This window comes from Nostoc sp. (assembly GCF_036917315.1).
Taxonomy (GTDB): Bacteria; Cyanobacteriota; Cyanobacteriia; order Cyanobacteriales; family Nostocaceae; genus Nostoc.
Genome location: NZ_JBALDR010000005.1, coordinates 13,836 through 34,241, shown reverse-complemented (window position 1 = coordinate 34,241; position 20,406 = coordinate 13,836). Strand labels below are relative to the sequence as shown.

Here is a 20,406-nt window from a genome sequence, read left to right as displayed (position 1 = left end):
GCTCTTTTTACTTCTGCTTCATCATAATTCCTTTGCCATTTTTATGGGATGTTTGGTTTCACCCTCTTTTAATTCGCCAACAGTCTCATTCTATTTGCTCAGGTTTTTACTAATTTTTCTAGTTAAGGAGAAAAAACTGTGAAATTTGCTTACACGGTTATTTGGGTAGACGATGTAGTTAAAACCGTTGAGTTTTACGAAAAAGCCTTTGGTCTAGTTCGCCGTACTCTCGTGGATAAGGGACAATCTATCTGGGCGGAAATCGAAACCGGAAACACCACACTAGCTTTCTCCTCTAGTAGCGAAGCACAGAAGTTATTTCCTGGTGGTTGCCATCCCAACGACGCTACACAACCACCTGCATTAATCCAAATATCATTTATTACTCCTGATGTTGGTAGCGCTTACATGAGAGCGATCGGGGCTGGTGCAAAAACACTAGATGCCCCTAAATCTCAGCCTGGGGGACAAATGATTGCTCGTGTCCGCGATCCCAATGGTGTGCTAGTGTCGCTGGTGAGTGCCTAAGTAGCAAATTACCTTAAACGTGATTAATTTGGGTGAGGATTGCGATCGCTAGAGTTAAAATCAACACCTAAAATACTATTTATAAAATAAATCTTCAGTAGGGTGTGTTACGGCTTTAGCTTAACGCACCGCTTTCTATAGCGGTGTATTAGGCACTTTAATTATGTTTTTGTTGAGAAATCATATTGAAATATATGCCCAACACAACTTACAGTATTTTTATTTTTACTTGCTAAATAACCTCTGATTTTCCTACGCGAGCGCCAATTACTGGCAATTAAGAATTGCTAGATTATTAAACTTACTATTATAAATAAAATTCTTTTTATTTAATTTGCCTTTAACAGGGTTGGAGCAGACAGACAAAATTCTTGCTCTCTAGTACAATGTATGACCATATTTAAAATATGTATAGTTTATTTACACAGCTCTATCTTCCAAAAGATGAAATATGGGTAGAATTGCTGCATAAATCTCTTACCTAAGTCCGATAAGTTAACACAGGTTTCCATTAGAGATACCTGGTTTGATATTTCCATTCTGGAATAGCCAATAGGCTTTACCATAAACAGGACTTTAATCATGACACAACAAATAATTCGTGAAGCGCCTGCTCCTGAACCGTTAGAAGGTCAACAGGCAAACTCATTCTTCTACGTCCCTGCGCCTAATGAGCCTATTCTCAATGTCAACAATATTCAAGGCAACATTCTAGGTGGGTTCAATAAAGACTACCAAGCCCTCTTGTTCCTTGAAATTGAAAATCCACATGCCTTTAAGCACTGGCTGAAGTCACAAATTAATTTTATTGCCACCGCTTCAGAAGTTATTGCCTTTAACCGCCTATTTAAGTCCGCAAGACAACGACGAGGCCGCGAAGGTACTGTTAAGGCAACCTGGGTGAATGTAGCTTTCTCCTTTGAGGGGCTGAAGAAACTAACCAATGATGCCGACTCATTTAAGGATGAATCCTTTAAAGCTGGACTAGCAGCACGCGCAGCCGATCTGAACGACCCAGTAGACAAAAATGGTAAACCTATTGGCTGGGTTGTGGGTGGGCCGGATAATGGCAAAGTTGATGTGGTTTTCATTATTGCCAGCGACGAACGCGCAGACTTGTTAGCAGAAATCTCGCGGATTTTAGAAAGTATTGTGGCATTTACAGATGGGAAAGGCAACGCTAAGAGCAGCGGAGCCAGAATTACCTTCTTGGAAGAGGGAGCCAACTTACCCGCACCCCTGTCTGGACATGAGCATTTTGGCAACCTGGATGGAATATCACAACCTGGTATTCGTGGCCGGGTTGCTGATAATCCTAAAGACCTTCTGACTCCTCGGCAGAATCCAGAGAATAAAAACCAGGGCAAACCAGGACAGGATCTTCTGTGGCCAGGAGAATTCGTTTTTGGCTATGAAGGTCAGGACAATGATGCTAAAAAGTTAGAACATAGCAAAGGTCAGGTTGTGTCGGCAGGACTACACTGGGCGAATGATGGCTCTTACCTTGTATTCCGGCGATTGCGTCAAGATGTGTATAAGTTCCACAAGTTCTTAAACGATATTGCTGCTGACCTAGACACCGATGCTCGAAAGGTGAGTGCAAAGCTGATTGGTCGCTGGCCCAGTGGCGCTCCCACTGTCCGCACGCCGGAGGAAGATGCCCCAAGTTTGGGTAATGATGACAATGCCAACAATGATTTTGAATTCAACGGTGACGATCCACCAGATGGAAAATTCTTCAAAAACGACGTAGTTCCTCCTTCCAAAGATGCAACGGGTCTGCGGTGCCCGTTTATTGCCCATACCCGTAAGACTTATCCACGCAATGACAAAACACCAGGAGGTGGAGGCCCAGGGCCAGAAGAGATTGACCGCAGTGAAGTGACTACTCAAACACACCGCTTGCTCCGTCGCGGTATTCCCTATGGCCCGGTGTCTCCTTCAACGCCGAACAATCCGCTACAAGACGCGAACTTTGTCGATCGCGGTCTCCACTTTTTGGCTTATCAGACTTCGATTGTAGAGCAGTTTGAGTTTGTCACTAAGTTCTGGGCTAACAATCCAAACTTTAGTGAGGAGGCTGCTAAAGGCCACGAGTTTGAAGGTAAATTAACTCTTGGTCACGATCCAATTATTGGTCAAAGTGAAAATAATAAACCAAATGGCGATCGCACACGCAAGTTCTTTATCCACCTTGAGGATGACCAAAATCAACCTCAAACTAAGGAGTTGACTGCACCTGAAGACTGGGTAATCCCTACTGGTGGCGGCTACTTCTTTGCACCCTCGATTTCTGCTTTGAAGGAAGTATTGACAAAATAAGGATTTTAGGTAAAGAGGGGCAGAACCATTTGGTAGCATCGCATCGAACTGCAAACTTCCCAAGTTTTGTCTGTCAATAAATGCCAGCACTTATACCACAGTGGTCGATATCATGGGGTTTGTAGACCATTAGGGAAATAATGAATTATGAATTTTGTTTTGCATCATTCATAATTCATTTATTTTTCTCTATTCCCCAATCTCAAACCTCAAATTTATGGATTCAAATCCAGCATTGTGTGCAGCGATCGCCAATTACATTACCACCACTCCCCAGCAACGAATTACTTTCGCCCAATTCATGGACATGGTATTATACCACCCTGAATACGGCTACTATTCTAGCGATGCACTCAAAATTGGCTTTAAAGGTGGTGATTTTTTCACCTCTCCTAACCTCTGCTCTGACTTTGGTGAGTTACTCGCAGAACAATTTTTGCAAATGTGGGAGATTTTAGGAAAACCTGTACCCTTTTCTCTGGTAGAAATGGGAGCAGGTCAAGGATTGCTAGCTTTGCATATCCTTAAATATCATCAGCTACACTACCCAGATTTTTTTACTGCCCTAGAGTACATCATTGTTGAAAAGTCTCCAACTTTAAGACAAGAACAGCAGCAACGCTTGCAAGATTTCCCTGTGCGTTGGTGTAATTTAGAGGAGATACCACCAAATGCGATCGCAGGTTGCTTTTTCTCTAACGAGTTAGTAGATGCGTTCCCCGTGCATCAATTCATCCTAGAAACGGGAGAACTTCGAGAAATTTATGTAACCACAGATAGTAATGAGAAAGAAACCTGCTCATCATTTGTGGAAGTCACAGGGGAACCTTCAACGCCCCAACTAGCTGAATATTTAGACTTAGTGGAAATGAACTTTACCCAAAGTGCATATCCCGATGGCTACCGTAGTGAAATTAATTTAGCTGCTTTAGACTGGTTGAGTATAGTAGCAGACCGCTTGCAGCGCGGCTATGTGTTAACAATTGATTATGGCTACCCCGCCAGCCGTTACTATAATCCCAGGCGATCGCAAGGAACGTTACAGTGCTATTATCACCACCGTTTCCATGACAATCCTTATATTAATATTGGGCGACAAGATATAACTGCCCATGTTGACTTTACAGCTTTGGAACGCTGGGGCCAGAAGTGTAACTTAAAGAATGTTGGTTTTATCCAGCAGGGATTATTTTTGATGGCATTGGGGTTAGGCGATCGTATTGCAGCCCTTTCCCAGCAAAAGCAACCTCTCTCGCAGTTACTACAGCATCGGGATGCACTACACCAACTTCTAGATCCCACAGGACTCGGCGGCTTTGGAGTCTTAATTCAGAGCAAAGGTCTGGACAAGACAGAAATCTCTCAAGCATTAAAAGGATTGATCCTGCCAGAGTAAGCGTAAAGTTGAAAAGTTAAAACTCTATTTAAGAATGCAGTATCAGTCTTATTTGGACTAGCATAACAGTGATTACAGTAAAGTTAAACACACTACCAAAGTAATAATTATGTCCACTCATGACCTGTTAATGCTAGTAACACTACTTACCCCTGGTATATTACTTTCAGTGATAATTATGTTAACTTTTGCTGCCGGTGGTTGATTGCCAGAGTTAGGAAGTAAGAAAACTGGGATTTAGGACTGTATTTTAAATTTCAAATAACTACTTCCCAACTAAATTTGAATCAAACAATGCGCTGTTTGCGATAGGCTATAACGCTCAATGACTCGCTCTAAGCGTTGGCGTAGCCTCTCTAAGAGTTGCTATGTCAATTTACGCAACGCTTACGGTGATGCTGTACTAAAGGAACGTAAAAAATGAAGGTGGCATTTCTGGGAATTGGACTGATGGGACTACCAATGGCTCAAAGGTTATTAGCCGCAGATATACAGCTAGTTGTCTACAATCGTACCCCAGAAAAATTAGCACCACTACAGGCAGCTGGGGCTGAAATTGCTACACATCCCCGCCATGCCATTCGTGCTGCTGAGTGTATAATTCTCATGCTGACTAATGCCCCAGCCATTTATAATGTGTTGCTTTCAGATACTGCTTGGCAAACTTTGAAAGGGCGCACAATCATCCAAATGGGAACAATTACGCCGACTGAAAGCCAGGAAATTAGAGATGCAGTTGTTGGGGGTGGTGGTGAGTATTTAGAAGCGCCCGTATTAGGGGGTATCCCAGAAGCAAAAGCTGGCAAATTGAGTGTTATGGTAGGGGCCGAGCCAGAACAATACGAACATCACTTGAAGTTACTCGAAAATTTTGGGACAGAACCTTTACTTATCGGGCCAGTGGGATCTGCGGCGGCGCTTAAATTGGCACTAAATCAACTAATAGCTTCTCTAACAACTAGCTTTGCTCTGAGTCTAGCTTTTGTCCAGCGTCAAGGTGTAGATGTGGATGTGTTTATGCAAATCTTGCGCGACAGTCCTTTCTACGCACCTATCTTTGACAAAAAGCTACAACTGATGTTAGACGGCAATTATGCCGATGCCAATTTCCCTACAAAATACTTACTTAAAGATACGGAATTATTTATCTCAGAAGCAAAATCTCAAAGTTTGGATCTCAGCAGTATTAAAGGAGTGCGGCAAATCTTGCAAACAGCCGTAAAAATGTCATTTGCTGATGATGATTACTCATCACTATTTTCAGTCATTAAGGAATGGGGAGAAGCGATCGGCGAATAAAGACTTTAAGCTCATCTCACGCCTGAAGTCAGTGGGGAGTTAGGCGCTAACTAACACTGGGTTTCCTGACTTGTACCCTGTCCAGAAGCAAGCTATGCGCATCATCTTCCTTTCAAAGAAGGAACTGTTGTTAGTTTCGCCGACTTATTCTCACGTCAAGTAGCGTTTGACGAACAAAGCCCAACAAATACCTTGGTCATGTTGCAATACGCTTGAGTTAAGGCTAAAAACTAAAACTGATGTAGTAGCGTGGCAAGCTTAATTTATTGGGTTGAGTAATTCTGTTAATCATTGGATTTTGGTTTTGGTGAGTTTTTGAAACTCAACATTTTAAGTATGTCACGCTAGTAGGTTGGGTTTAGGAACGAAACCTAACCTACTAGCGTGACTTTGTTGGGCTTCGCTAACACTCAAGACAGTAAGTGCAATTTTTCTTAACCTAAGCGCATCGCCTTATACGCTCCTCGAAAAAGATAAATTAAAACTTTTTAAAATTAAAATGTAGTCAAATTCCGAATATACTTTTGGGATTAAGACTTTTGTCGTAGTATTTACACGCAATTAAATAATTTAAAAGGTATTAAATGAGGCTTTTTACAATTGGCGACAGTGTTTCTCAAGGCTTTATGTCTTTGGCAGCAGCCCGGACAGACCTTTGTTTTTCAACTTTGATTGCTAAGTCAATGAAGCAAGTAGTTGGTACTCAATATCTCTATCCTGAATGGTTAGTAGGCGGACTACCAGCCAATATTGAGAAGATTTTACGACGTTTGGAAAAAAAATATGGCTCAGATATCAACGCCCTAGATTGGCTGACCATATTGCCAACTTTTGAAAGTGTACTTGATGAAACAGAAGATTTCTTTGAACGGGGAGCAGGTAGTGCTGAACACCCTTATCCAGGAGGAATTGAATTCTTCCACAATGTAGCAATTCAGGGCTTTGATATTGCTGATTCTTGGATGATAACACCCAATATTTGCAAGTATCAAATTAAACTTAGTAACGACAAGGGAGATGGCAAGCCTGGTTTTTTGACTCTGCCCAATGCTGCCTTCTATCGAATAGCGCTTAAAGTTCTCAACCCGTCTTTAAATCCTCTTTTTAACGACTATAGCCAACTTGATTGGTTGAAGCATCATGCAACCGCTTCAGGGGGAGTTGAAAATTTAATTCTCTGGTTAGGAGCAAACAATGCGCTTGGAACTGTGATCGGTTTAGAAATTAATCAAACTCCCAACGATCCAAATCAGACTCTTAACAACCCAAGCCAAGATCCCAAATCATTCCGTGAGGTAAGAGAACAATGGAACCTGTGGCATCCCAATGATTTCGAGGCTGAATATCGAGAATTGCTCAATCGGGTTGATGCAATCATGCAAAATAACACCAACCCTAATTGGAATGTCTTCATTGGCACAGTACCGCTTGTAACTATTGCGCCATTGGCAAAAGGTGTAGGTTCAACTACTGAAATTGATGTGCCGGGAGAAAAGAATCCTTCAACTTACTACAAATACTACACTTATTTTCCCTTTGAAGAAGATACAGTTAGAAAAACCGGAACCTTATACCTGACGCTACAAGATGCCCTCTACATTGATGACTGTATTCGTACATACAATGAAATAATCAAAGAACTGGTCAAGAGTAAGAACAGTCGGTATCCGCAACTACGCTATCATATTGTCGATCTTGCCAATGCTTTACAACAAATTGCCTTCAAGCGAAATGCTGGACAAGTGCAGTATAAATTCCCAGAAGAATTCAAGTTTGCCTATCCCCAAGTCAATACAAAATACTACCACGCAGACACAACTGGACGACTACGGCAAGGTGGACTATTTAGTTTAGATGGGATTCATCCATCTGCCATTGGTCAAGGGTTAATTGCTTATGAATTCCTCAAAAAGATGAAAGATGTCGGAGTTGTTAATAACACCCAACTAGATTGGAAGTCGATCTTTTCCAGCGATCAACTTTATTCCCAACCTATTACTCTGATGCATGAATTTTACGACAATAAAGAATTTGCTGAAACCATCATCAAGCTATTTGGCAGAAATCCGCTTGCCAGAAACCCAGTTAAGAATTGAAGATTTGGTTAAGCTAAAGAGTTTAATCTTAGATTGTCTCTAGTCATTGCGTCGCGATTATTTCAGTAAGAAAACTTAACGTCTTCAAGGATGTTTGAAAAGTATTTTTGTAACATCTAAGTCTCGAAAACCTAACCCTTCCTCGCCCCATTCTCTTGTAGGGAATGCAGTTTGAAATTCTCTTGACCTTTTGGGGAGAGGCTGGGAGAGATATTTTGAGTATATGTACTTTACAACTTTTCAAACAACCTCTTACTGAGGATAAAGATTAGTAATACTGCTCACTATCGGCGATATTGAGATGCTTAGTGAGTAGCTAGACTGTGGTCTATTGACTCGAAAATTGCTCTAATAGACGATCGCTGACCATTAATAGTAGTTTAGCGGGGAAATGGTAGAGATTCAGGCACAGACGAAGGCTGAGGCTGAGGTTGAGGTTCAGGTTGAGGATTGAGAAAATCCTGCCAAGTCTTAATTTGCTCTTGCGCTGCACTGTAAGCAGCACTACCGCGTGGAACCGATTTGGCAATGTCAATGCCTCTAGCAATATCAGACTGACCTTGAGTGCGCGCTATTTCTAACAATTGCTGACTCCATTGGTCAATAGCCTGATTTGCATCCATACGTAAGATGCTATTGTTTGAAACTCGATCCGCCAGTCGTATTGCCTCAACCAAGGCTTCTGGAGTGCCAGCCGCACCCACTTCCTGGGCTTTTTTCCAGTTTTCTCTAGTGCGGATTTGCCCTTCCCAGTCATCGATGGCAGTTTGTGCTTCTTGTGAAAGCGCTCTTCCCGATGAAGCAATTTGTTGAGCTGTGCTAATGGCGGCGGTGAGATTGCCACTCTGGGCCAGTTCTTGTGCTCGATCTAAGTAAGGTTGATCTTGAATTCGCTCAATCTTTCCTACCCAAGTACGAATTTTTTTCCGTGCTTCTGGATATAATGCGCGACCTCTACGAATTTCGCTAGCTTGAGCGATCGCAGTTTGCAAGGAGTTAATATCCTCGAATATTGCTATCTGTTCGGCACGGTCTAAGTAAGGTTGGTCTTCAATTGTCTCCACTTGGGCATTCCAGCGACCTATCTCTTGCCTAGCTTCTGCACCTCTAGGATTACTAGCAGGAATAAGCTGTACTTGGGCGATCGCTGCTGTTAAATTCGGGACTGTCCCCTGGCTAGCCAATATTCTCGCTTTTTCCAGATGCGCAACATCTTCAATTTCCAACTGCCAACGAGCAATTAGCTGCTGTGCTTCGTTATACACTGGTCTCGAGGGATCGATTTGTTGTGCTTGAGCGATCGCTGCCTCTAAACCAGAAACATTACCGATCCAAGCACTCCTTTTGGCGTCAGCTATGGCAATAAAGTCATCGGTTTCGCCTTGTAGTTTCGTACTTTCCGGTATTTGCCTAGCAATATTCAGCGCTTCATCCGCATCCTGCTTGTCTAGTTTCGCCTGTGCCAATTCCAGCATTTTTCGTCCAAATGCCGGAACTGCTTCCTGAGCTTTTTGGTAAAGGTAACTTTCTTGCCCAATGGACTCGGCTAACTCGATCGCTTTTAGGATATTATCGACTACTTTGCTGCTTGCTAAACTTTCGGCTTTTCCTAACTTATCGCCATCTTCTCGTGCTGTGGCAATTAGACGATTCAATTGGTCATATTTAGTACCCGCCCAATATTGATTGTCTACGCGCAGCATTTTAGCGGATAACATGAACGCCGATTGCCAGCGCCGTTCTTTTACTTCGGCGATCGCACCGTTGTATGTGGTTTCAGCCTTTGACCAAATTGACTGCCATTTGTCAACTTGTTCATCGACTATTTTATAAGCTGCTACATCTTCGGGTATCTTACGAGCAGTCGCGATCGCTTCCTCTAAATTCCCAGTTTGGAAACTTTGATCGGCTAGCTTCAAAATATCCCGCGACCATTCTTCGATGAAACGATCGATTTCTCCATGCAACGGGTGATTTTGTGGTAGTTGCTTCACCAGAGCGATCGCTTGCAATAGGTCGTTCACTGTTTGCTTAGAAGCCGCTAACTGAGCGCAATGTAGCCGTACAGAAGCACTAGCTAGCGGCCAGAAAATCGATGGACAATTAGGGGCAGCAGGCAACTTGAACAGCATTGCCATTGCCAAAAATCCGACACTGCCGGGAATCAACATTAGTAGTACTAGCCACAATGTCCAGCTTTTCATCCAGCGTGGCCATTTCCTAAAAGTACTACTGAGTTGGGCAGTTTCTTCTGAATGACTATTTATAGATGATCCTTTCGTATGGTTTTTTTTTCGCCGCTTCACTGACTTGGAGGTAGAACCAGTAGCTGGGACATCAAATGGCTGAGTTTCACCGAATTGTTCTGTTCGGGATAATCTTTTGTTTTGATCTGGCTCTCTTCCACTGGCTGAAGACCAACTGTCTGGAATATCCCGCTCTGTCATCTCTCACACCAAAATAATTGAATAGCGCTCTGTTTTAGGTTGATAATTCCATTGTTGACATAGTAACTTTCTCGTCATTAAAAAGCTACTTTTTTGATTATCTCTCTCCACAGAGTACCATTATCAATCCCAAAAATCAGTGCTATTTTATACTTTATCCTCAAACAGCAGATTCGGCTTGCAAATCGGAAATTAGTTGAGCTAACTGATCGCTACTTGCCTGGTAGACGTTGCCGCAAAAGTCGCAAGTTGCTTCGGCACCATCATCTTTAAGAATCATATCTTGCAGTTCAGCTTCTCCCAAAATCTTTAGTGCCCCCAAAACGCGATCGAAAGAGCAACCACAATGGAAGCGCAACATTTGGCGTTCGGAAAAGATTTCCAACCCCATATCTCCCAATAAGTCATCAAAGATTTCAGGTAACGTCTTCCCAGCTTGCAACAATGGCGTAAATCCTGCTAGACCAGCAACCCGTGATTCTAACGTTTCTACTAAGGCTTCGTCTCTGGCGGCTTTGGGCAATACTTGTATGAGTAATCCTCCAGCAGCAGTTACTCCCCCTGCTCCCACGAACACACCTAAAACTAACGCCGAAGGTGTTTGTTCGGAACTCACCAGATAATGAGCGACATCATCACCAATTTCGCCAGAAACTAGTTCTACCGTACTAGAGTAAGGATAACCATAACCGATATCTCGCACAACGTAGAGGTAGCCGCTACCCACAGCACCACCAACATCTAATTTACCTTTGGCATTAGGAGGCAATTCTACAGATGGATTCCCGACATATCCGCGTACTGTACCATCTAAGCCTGCGTCTACTAATATGCCACCCAAAGGCCCATCGCCCTTTACCCGAACATTCACCCTCGATCCAGTCCGCTTCATACTAGAGGCCATTAACAAGCCTGCCGTCATAGTCCTACCCAGTGCTGCCGTTGCCACATAAGAAAGCTTGTGGCGCTGCCGTGCTTCTTCTGTTAAACGTGTGGCGATCGCACCTACGGCACGAATTCCACCTTCGGCTGCTGTTGCACGAATTAACTGATCCGCCATGAATAACCTTACATTTCTTAACAAGTTCACTTTTTCTATTCTAAGTTCTCTGCTGCGAGAAAAGTCACCTAGTCATAATCAGTGATTGTATTTGCAATATTAGAAATAGCGATGTCTTAATCTTTAGGTAATCCGAGAAAAATGCTGGGTAATTTTCAACAAAGCCAACTGCGGATCGAAATCGAAGCATCAACAGATGCAATTCGTGACAGTCTGCTGCATCCCGCGCAACTAAAAAAATGGCTTTTAGGGCAACGTTTTGCGCCAGGAATGCCAGAAGAACTGCTTCCCGGATTCCAGTTTACAACCTGGACTGGGCCAGTCGCGATTCATCATCAAGTAAACGTCGTCAAATCCAACTGCCTTCGCTTAGTACTCAGCGGAGGCATTGACGGGTTCCACGAATGGTACTGGGGAGAAGGTTGGGTACAGTCCCGCTTGGAAGGAATTTCAATTTTGCCCTTAAATTTGGGTCAAACACTCAGCTTGTTGAGCTTGCGTCAGTTTTTAGCAACTCAAGAACGTTTAATTGACTGAACCTAGAAACGGGATTTTCCTTGTCTCTATAGCTAGCCCTTTCAAGGTAACTCGAAAAATCTTTTTTCTCTCTGCGCCACGGACACTTTGCTCAAGTAGGGAAACCCACTAACGCAAGTGTCCTCCTCTGTGCCCGTGCGGTTTAAAAGTAATTTATCTAACCACTCCAGACGCAGAGAACACAGAATTGTATGGGTTAAAATTCTTAAACCCTAATGCACAATGTTGACCACTTTCTAGACTTAGGGGAATTTAGTCTTGGGATGGTTATAGCCATTGGTTCCCCTTGCAAATATTTACCTTGGTTTTACGACCAACACTGAACAATTAGCCTCTTCTACAACTTGACTGCTAACAGAACCCTGAACAATTCGTTTCATCCCCATCAACCCCCGACTGCCAATTATAATCAAGTCAGTTTTATAAATATTGGCAAGACGAATAATCTCTTCAGCGGGATCGCCAGTTGCTAACTCTAACTCACTTCTGACTGATAACTTTTCCTGATATAATTGCAGTTGTTTTTCAATATGAAAATAAGAAAATGTTGGGGACTCTGGCTGAGGGCGATCGGCAGGTAGTTCCATTTCTGACTCTGGTGTGAGAAACACATGACAGAGAATAACCTTGGCGTCTTTTGAAAACACCAAATTATCTAAAGCTTGAATCACTCGTTCTGAAATATCCGAACCGTCCAGAGCTACCAAAACACTATTTAGCACTGCTCTCGTCTCCTAAAGAGTAGACCCCTTACATACATAAGTATCTAGCAAAATTAGTCGGCAGTGACACTAAACTAATTTTTTATCTGGACAACTTAGTTTATAGATTTAAAGCTAGGCCATAGGTCAGTGAGCTTTACGACACTTTAATTAAGAACGGGTTATAGCAACTTTTCTGGAGAAGCTTTGCATAAGTTTATGGGAGAGGCTTTTCCTCTCCTATAAACTACTGTCTATTGGCAATGCCCGACTTGTGGACACTTAAAGAGCGCGACTCAAGCCAGTCCCGATGAAACGAGTTTCACAGCCACGCATGAAAATGTTCTAGGGACTGGGATTTTTACTCAGCACTGGCTTATGAGAAAAAATTAAGCATTCCAAATCACTCTTCTTGCTGAATTCGGCGTCGGACTGAATCAGCATGGGAAGGTAAACCTTCTGCTGTTGCTAGCACATCAATAGCACCAGCCACATTTTGCAGTGCGGTTTGGGAGTATTGAATAATACTAGAGTGTTTAAGGAAAGTTTCAACACCCAATGCTGAGGCATAGCGGGCAGCACCAGAAGTTGGCAAAGTATGATTAGGACCTGCCAAATAGTCTCCTACAGCTTCTGGTGTTGAGTAACCCAAAAAGATTGCCCCAGCATGACGAATTTTTGGAAGGAGTGCCCAAGGGTCTTTGATTTCTAATTCCAGATGTTCGGGGGCAAATTCATTTGAGAGTTCTGCTGCTGCTTCAAGCGATTCCACAACGATAATTAAGCCGTAGTGAGCGATCGCTTTTTCTGTGTCTATTCGCCGTGGATGATCGACTAGCTGTCTTTCCAAGGCTAATTGCACGTTTTTCGCCAAAGCAGCATCAGTCGTCAACAAAATTGCTGCCGCCATTGGATCGTGTTCGGCTTGTGCTAGCAAGTCAGCAGCTACATGCACCGGATTTGCTGTTTCATCGGCAATCACCAGGACTTCGCTGGGGCCTGCCAAAGAATCAATACCGACGGTTCCGTAGACAAGTTTTTTCGCTAGGGTGACATAAATGTTACCAGGGCCAGTAATCACATTCACTTTCGGAATTGTTTCTGTACCATAGGCTAAAGCGGCGATCGCTTGTGCGCCCCCAATACGATAAATTTCTTGCACCCCTGCTTCTTGGGCAGCTACCAAGACTGCTGGGTTAATAGCTCCCCCTGGGCCTGGTGGTGTTACCATCACCACGTGCGGTACAGCAGCAACATGAGCCGGAATTGCATTCATCAGCACTGTACTGGGATAGGCGGCACGGCCACCAGGCACATACAACCCAGCTCGGTCTACAGGGGTGTAGCGTTTGCCCAGTACTACTTCATCGTCACCAAAGTGTACCCAGCTTTTTGGTACTCGCTGACGATGAAACGCTTCAATTTGGCGGCAAGCTAGCCGAACTGCGCCCAACAACTCTTTTGATACCTGTTGATAGGCTGCATCCAGTTCCGAGCCTGTAACTCGGAGTTCTTCTGCTTTCAGGGTTTGTTTGTCAAATTCGTCTGTGTAATGCAATACAGCTTTGTCGCCTTGGCGCTTCACTGCTTGCAAAATTTCCCGCACCGTTGCTTCTTTGTGAAGTACCTGTTCGTCATGGGTGCGATCGCAGATCCGTTGTAGTTCTGCTCTAACGTCTGCCTGCTGAGTAATAATTCGCAGCATGGAGTAAGGACAATGCCAAAATTATAATATTGCCACCTGAGATTTAGTATTGCTCTTGACCCACTAGGGTGTGCAAGCTGACTCTAATTCTCTTCTCTAGCTTAACCTGGATTTTTTTGATACTCTCAAGGCTACCAGCGTATAGTTTGCTTGAGAAGGCGACTTAATTGCTCAATCCGACAAGCCTTGAATAGCTATCGGCAGGAAGCAGGTGTGCCATTTCCCGCTACCCTTACACCCTTTCCCTTAATTCCTATGGAGTGCAGATGGTGTGTTTACACATCCAATCCCCTAAATTTACACGGGGTAGGGTCTGAGTATAATTTTTACTTATTTTCCCTAACTTTTAGTATTTATTAATGTGTGTACAGGCACGATATATCGGTTCTATACTTGAGAATCCCTGAAATTTAGCTCTTTACAGTTTCTGCCTCTAAATAATACATCTGGTTTACGGACGAATTATATTTATTGGCAATTACATTACTTAATCAGGTTGTGATGAGTTAGGGTGACAGTTACTTAGATGTATTTTATTTTAACGCATTTCCTCAATTGACGAAATACTGAATTGGCGAGTAGAGACTATGGAACTAATATTGATCTTCATTCATACCCAAGACCTAATCCCATAATTTTTTTAGGAAATTATAACATTGGCAATTTGGATGCTATATTAGTAAGTCTAGTAGTGTGTGTACATAATTAATAATCGTATTTTTGGAATTGACTGTGGCGAATACAAAGTCTGCTCTTAAGCGTGCCCAAATCGCAGAACGTAACCGACTGCGTAATAAATCTTACAAATCAGCAGTCAAGACGCTGATGAAGAAATACCTCAATGCTGTAGCTGCTTATACAGCTAATCCTACGCAAGAATTAAAACAAGAAGCACAGGCTCGGTTATCCGAGGCTTACGGCAAAATTGATAAGGCGATCAAACGAGGTGTTCTTCACCCAAACAATGGGGCAAGGAAAAAATCAAGATTGGCTCACAGACTAAAACCCGTCACACAAACAGCTGAGTAGTCATTGGTAATTTGTCCTTAGTCATTGGTAACAAAACAAACGACAAATGACGAAGGACAAACAACATAGACGCGCCAGCGGTGAAGCAGCGCGGTCTTGGGGGTTTCCCCCATGAGCGACTGCTGAACCCGTTGGCGCAGCCTCTCGTAGAGAAGGGCTTCCCGCAGGGTAGGACAAAAAATGCAACTGATAGACACGCACGTACATCTCAACTTCGATAGTTTTCAGCCGGATTTAGCAATAGTGCGATCGCGGTGGCAAGAAGCAGGTGTAGTGCGTTTAGTGCATTCCTGTGTTCACCCGGAAGAGTTTTCCAGTATTCAATCCATAGCCCAAGAGTTTCCCGAAATTAGTTTTGCTGTAGGATTACATCCTTTAGATGCTGATAAATGGAATAGCGAGACAGCCGAGAAAATCAAAACTTTAGCGAGTTCTGACTCGAATGTGGTAGCAATTGGGGAAATGGGGCTGGATTTTTACAAAGCTGATAACTATGAGCAACAGTATATGGTGTTCGAGTCCCAGGTGGCGATCGCATCTGAACTAAACTTACCAGTGATTATCCACTGCCGTGATGCTGCCGTGGCAACCAAAGAAGTGTTGCAAAAATGGCGGCAACTTAAAGGAGAAAGAGTGCGGGGTGTGATGCACTGCTGGGGAGGAACACCTGAAGAAACTCAATGGTTTCTCGATTTAGGCTTTTATATCAGCTTTAGCGGTACGGTAACGTTTAAAAATGCCAAAGCAATCCAATCCTCCGCTGCAATGGTAAGTAGCGATCGCCTCCTGATTGAAACAGACTGCCCATTTCTCGCTCCAGTTCCAAAGCGGGGCGAGAGGCGCAACGAGCCTGCCTACGTACTTTATGTAGCCGAGCAAGTAGCTAAACTGCGTCAGGAAACGGTAGAGGCGATCGCCCATCAAACCACCCAAAATGCCTGTGAATTATTCGGGTTGTCAATATCAGATGTGTTCTAGTATCTTTTGTTAAGTTGTGTAAAAAAAAATAAATCTATAGGGGGACAAAAATATGCTAGTATTATTCCCTCAAAAACATTTTGCTTGCGCCATAATGATAAAAGAAGGAGCATAAAACTTCTGATCTTAATCTTCCATGCTGTTATGGCTTGGCCATCCTCAAAATCTCTACAAGCGGATGCTCTTCACACATGACTAACTGTGCCAACCTGAATTGAGCTAGACTTTTGCACAACGTCGGTTTACTTTGTATTTAACCTATTCAAAATCGTTAAACAAAAATTGCCTTGTGAGTACAATCCAACAAAATGAAGTGATTCTGATTCAAAATCGACAAGGTGCGGATCGTTCCCTCAGTCTTATGATATCTAAAATATCACTGAGAGTATTATAAACAGCGGGGTGGATTTAAAACACACTGTGTGGAGCTGCGTCAGCAAATTAACGCGCTTTTTGGAGGGGAAGTGAAGAAAGTAAATCAAATTCAGGAATATTTTAACTGGATATTCTATTTGAAATGGGCATTGGGGAGTCAGGGCGTTGGGCGGCTCTGCCGACTTTTCTCCCTGCTCTTAAGCAAACTACGCGCAGCATCTGCTGTCGGAGAAGTTAATGGCTCCATTGGGCATGAGATGCAAAGGGAAAGGACTTTCAGTAACTTTTCCCATACTTTCATAGTACCCATTACCCATTACTTAGTCCCTTATTAAGGGCAATTTCTTCCTTGTGAAAATTGCTCGTTCCAGCCAAACTTAATGGCTGCTTTTGCCCACAGATGTAAATCACAAGTGTGTAAGAAAAAGTTCCCAAACAGCCAAGGGCACTGGCTAGCAGTGGGAAGCGTCAAACAGCAGTGTCCAAGGGAAAATTTAACCAGGTTGACAAAGGTAGAGGCATGACTAAAGAAACATATATGGAACCCGCCTTTCTGTTACCCGACTTGATTGAAATCCAGCGATCGAGCTTTCGCTGGTTTTTAGAAGAAGGGCTGATAGAAGAACTTAACTCCTTTAGTCCTATTACAGATTATACGGGTAAATTAGAACTGCACTTTTTGGGTCATAACTACAAACTCAAGGAGCCAAAGTACAGCGTCGAAGAAGCGAAGCGGCGGGATAGTACTTATGCTGTCCAAATGTATGTTCCTACACGTCTAATTAATAAAGAAACCGGGGAAATCAAAGAGCAAGAGGTATTCATTGGGGATTTGCCTTTGATGACCGATCGCGGCACGTTTATTATTAACGGAGCCGAGCGGGTAATTGTCAACCAAATAGTGCGATCGCCAGGGGTTTATTACAAATCAGAAATCGACAAAAACGGGCGACGTACTTATTCAGCTAGCTTAATTCCTAACCGGGGAGCATGGCTGAAATTTGAAACAGACCGTAACGATTTGGTGTGGGTACGTATCGACAAAACCCGCAAACTCTCAGCGCAGGTACTACTAAAAGCTTTAGGCTTATCAGACAACGAAATCTTTGATGCCTTACGCCACCCCGAATATTTCCAAAAAACCATCGAAAAAGAAGGGCAATTTTCTGAAGAAGAAGCCCTGATGGAGTTATATCGGAAACTGCGTCCTGGTGAACCACCCACAGTATTAGGTGGACAACAACTCCTAGATTCTCGTTTCTTTGACCCGAAACGTTATGACCTTGGTCGCGTTGGACGCTACAAACTCAACAAGAAATTGCGACTTTCTGTCCCAGACACAATGCGCGTGTTGACTGCTGGCGATATTTTGGCAGCCGTAGATTACCTGATCAACCTAGAATATGACATTGGTAATATCGATGACATTGACCACTTAGGCAATCGTCGGGTGAGAAGCGTCGGTGAATTGCTGCAAAACCAAGTGCGGGTAGGCTTAAACCGCTTAGAGAGAATTATTCGAGAACGGATGACCGTATCCGATGCGGAAGTGCTAACCCCCGCTTCTTTGGTGAACCCCAAACCATTGGTAGCAGCAATTAAAGAATTCTTTGGTTCGAGCCAATTGAGTCAGTTCATGGATCAAACCAATCCTCTAGCAGAACTGACCCACAAACGCCGTCTAAGTGCCCTTGGCCCAGGTGGTTTAACCCGCGAACGCGCTGGGTTTGCCGTGCGGGATATTCACCCTAGTCACTATGGACGCATTTGCCCCATTGAGACACCTGAAGGCCCCAATGCCGGATTGATTGGCTCCTTAGCAACCCATGCACGGGTTAACCTGTATGGGTTCCTAGAAACACCATTTAGACCTGTAGAAAATGGGCGAGTCAGATTTGATCTGCCTCCAGCCTACATGACAGCCGATGAAGAAGACGATCTGCGGGTTGCTCCTGGAGATATTCCTGTAGATGAAACTGGGCACATTATTGGGCCACTAGTGCCAGTCCGTTATCGTCAAGAATTTTCCACCACAACACCAGAACAGGTGGACTACGTAGCAGTATCTCCCGTACAGATCGTGTCGGTAGCTACTAGTATGATTCCTTTCCTGGAACATGATGACGCTAACCGAGCATTGATGGGATCGAACATGCAACGGCAAGCAGTCCCCCTTCTCAAACCAGAGCGTCCTTTAGTGGGTACTGGTTTGGAAGCGCAAGGAGCAAGAGACTCCGGGATGGTGATTGTATCGCGCACCGATGGCGATGTCACTTATGTAGATGCTACAGAAATTCGCGTTCGTCCTAAACCTAATACCCCAGAAATTAAGTACACCCTTTCCAAGTACCAACGCTCAAACCAAGACACTTGTTTAAATCAGAAACCTCTCGTCCGTATTGGTGAACGAGTTGTTGCTGGTCAGGTGCTGGCTGATGGCTCCTCCACCGAAGGCGGTGAATTGGCGCTAGGACAAAATATTGTCGTTGCCTATATGCCTTGGGAAGGCTACAACTACGAAGACGCAATTTTAATCTCTGAAAGACTGGTGCAGGATGATGTCTACACCTCAATTCACATTGAAAAATATGAAATTGAAGCTAGACAGACGAAACTGGGACCAGAAGAAATCACCAGAGAAATTCCCAACGTCGGGGAAGATGCCTTGCGTCAGTTGGATGAACAGGGAATCATTCGCATTGGGGCATGGGTAGAAGCTGGTGATATCTTGGTAGGAAAAGTCACACCCAAGGGTGAATCTGACCAACCGCCAGAAGAAAAACTGTTACGTGCCATCTTTGGTGAGAAAGCACGGGATGTGCGAGACAATTCTCTGCGAGTACCAAACGGTGAAAAAGGTCGCGTAGTTGATGTGCGCTTGTTTACTCGCGAACAAGGCGATGAACTGCCACCAGGAGCCAATATGGTAGTCCGGGTGTATGTCGCTCAAAAACGCAAAATCCAAGTTGGGGACAAAATGGCAGGACGCCACGGTAATAAAGGGATTATTTCTCGGATATTACCGGCGGAAGATATGCCTTATTTGCCCGATGGTTCACCAGTGGACATTGTACTTAACCCCTTGGGTGTACCCAGTCGGATGAACGTCGGACAAGTATTTGAGTGTCTCTTGGGTTGGGCTGGTCAAACCTTGGGAGTACGATTTAAGATTACTCCCTTTGATGAAATGTACGGGGAAGAGACATCTCGCCGAATCGTGCATGGCAAATTGCAAGAAGCACGAGACGAAACAGGGAAAGACTGGGTATATAACCCAGATAACCCAGGCAAAATCATGGTGTATGACGGTCGTACAGGCGAACCTTTTGACCGAGCAATTACCATCGGTGTGGCTTATATGCTGAAACTGGTGCATTTGGTGGATGATAAGATCCACGCCCGTTCTACAGGCCCATACTCACTCGTGACTCAGCAACCCTTGGGTGGTAAAGCACAACAAGGTGGTCAACGGTTTGGGGAAATGGAAGTGTGGGCATTGGAAGCCTTTGGTGCAGCTTATACCTTACAGGAATTGCTCACAGTTAAATCTGACGATATGCAAGGACGGAATGAAGCGTTAAATGCGATCGTTAAAGGTAAGGCAATTCCTCGTCCTGGAACTCCAGAATCCTTTAAGGTGCTAATGCGCGAGTTGCAATCATTGGGGTTAGATATTGCTGTACACAAAGTAGAAACCCAAGCAGACGGCAGTTCCCTAGATGTGGAAGTCGATTTGATGGCAGACCAATCAGCCCGTCGCACACCTCCTCGACCAACTTATGAATCTCTTTCCCGCGAATCGCTGGAAGACGACGAATAAGAATTAGAGAATCGGGCATAGGGAATGGGAACAATGCCCAATGCCCAATGCCCCGTTCCCAATGTTGTAAAACTAAATATACTCAAAACTCATAACTCGAAACTCAGCACTTA

General features: G+C 43.8%; 13 protein-coding genes. 9 read left to right on the top strand and 4 right to left on the bottom strand.

The genetic code is table 11. The features are described from left to right. The first annotated feature begins 138 nt into the window (after nt 1-138). From V7K84_RS02520 to V7K84_RS02500, 5 genes are all read left to right on the top strand, one after another. The gene (locus V7K84_RS02520) at nt 139-528 is read left to right on the top strand and encodes a VOC family protein (RefSeq protein WP_190913335.1); all 390 of its coding nucleotides are present in this window, start codon (nt 139-141) and stop codon (nt 526-528) included. A gap of 582 nt (nt 529-1,110) precedes the next feature. Continuing rightward, the gene (locus V7K84_RS02515) at nt 1,111-2,850 is read left to right on the top strand and encodes a Dyp-type peroxidase (RefSeq protein ID WP_334836089.1); all 1,740 of its coding nucleotides are present in this window, start codon (nt 1,111-1,113) and stop codon (nt 2,848-2,850) included. A 217-nt stretch (nt 2,851-3,067) separates the two neighbouring features. Next, the gene (locus V7K84_RS02510; RefSeq protein ID WP_334836087.1) at nt 3,068-4,246 is read left to right on the top strand and encodes a class I SAM-dependent methyltransferase; all 1,179 of its coding nucleotides are present in this window, start codon (nt 3,068-3,070) and stop codon (nt 4,244-4,246) included. A 420-nt stretch (nt 4,247-4,666) separates the two neighbouring features. After that, nucleotides 4,667-5,545, top strand: coding sequence for an NAD(P)-dependent oxidoreductase (locus V7K84_RS02505; protein ID WP_334836085.1), 879 nt, complete (start codon nt 4,667-4,669; stop codon nt 5,543-5,545). A gap of 584 nt (nt 5,546-6,129) precedes the next feature. Further along, nucleotides 6,130-7,641 (top strand): hypothetical protein, encoded by a 1,512-nt coding sequence (locus tag V7K84_RS02500; protein ID WP_334836083.1) that lies wholly within the window; start codon nt 6,130-6,132, stop codon nt 7,639-7,641. A 380-nt stretch (nt 7,642-8,021) separates the two neighbouring features. Here the strand turns inward: V7K84_RS02500 and V7K84_RS02495 are convergent, their stop codons facing one another. Then, on the bottom strand, nt 8,022-10,088 hold the full coding sequence (locus tag V7K84_RS02495; RefSeq protein WP_334836081.1) for a chromosome segregation ATPase: 2,067 nt from the start codon (nt 10,086-10,088) through the stop codon (nt 8,022-8,024). 160 nt (nt 10,089-10,248) lie between these two features. Next, nucleotides 10,249-11,148, bottom strand: a complete 900-nt coding sequence (hslO, locus tag V7K84_RS02490) for an Hsp33 family molecular chaperone HslO (RefSeq protein ID WP_334836079.1) — start codon at nt 11,146-11,148, stop codon at nt 10,249-10,251. Nucleotides 11,149-11,289: 141 nt separating this feature from the next. Between hslO and V7K84_RS02485 the strand changes: the two genes are divergently transcribed. Further along, nucleotides 11,290-11,685 (top strand): hypothetical protein, encoded by a 396-nt coding sequence (locus tag V7K84_RS02485; protein WP_334836077.1) that lies wholly within the window; start codon nt 11,290-11,292, stop codon nt 11,683-11,685. Nucleotides 11,686-11,981: 296 nt separating this feature from the next. Here V7K84_RS02485 and V7K84_RS02480 read toward each other — a convergent pair whose 3' ends face one another. Beyond that, nucleotides 11,982-12,407 carry a universal stress protein gene (locus V7K84_RS02480; protein WP_334836075.1) on the bottom strand — a complete coding sequence of 142 codons (426 nt, stop codon included), beginning with the start codon at nt 12,405-12,407 and terminating at the stop codon, nt 11,982-11,984. A gap of 382 nt (nt 12,408-12,789) precedes the next feature. Then, nucleotides 12,790-14,091, bottom strand: a complete 1,302-nt coding sequence (gene hisD / locus V7K84_RS02475) for a histidinol dehydrogenase (protein WP_334836073.1) — start codon at nt 14,089-14,091, stop codon at nt 12,790-12,792. Between the two features lie 732 nt (nt 14,092-14,823). Here hisD and rpsT point away from each other — a divergent pair. The 3 genes from rpsT (at nt 14,824) to rpoB (ending at nt 20,293) form a co-directional block, all read left to right on the top strand. Then, nucleotides 14,824-15,120 carry a 30S ribosomal protein S20 gene (rpsT, locus tag V7K84_RS02470; protein WP_334836071.1) on the top strand — a complete coding sequence of 99 codons (297 nt, stop codon included), beginning with the start codon at nt 14,824-14,826 and terminating at the stop codon, nt 15,118-15,120. Between the two features lie 180 nt (nt 15,121-15,300). Further along, entirely contained in the window at nt 15,301-16,098 is a 798-nt protein-coding gene (locus V7K84_RS02465; RefSeq protein ID WP_334836069.1) for a TatD family hydrolase, read from the top strand. An 895-nt stretch (nt 16,099-16,993) separates the two neighbouring features. Further along, nucleotides 16,994-20,293 carry a DNA-directed RNA polymerase subunit beta gene (gene rpoB / locus V7K84_RS02460; RefSeq protein WP_334836067.1) on the top strand — a complete coding sequence of 1,100 codons (3,300 nt, stop codon included), beginning with the start codon at nt 16,994-16,996 and terminating at the stop codon, nt 20,291-20,293. Nucleotides 20,294-20,406: the final 113 nt, after the last annotated feature.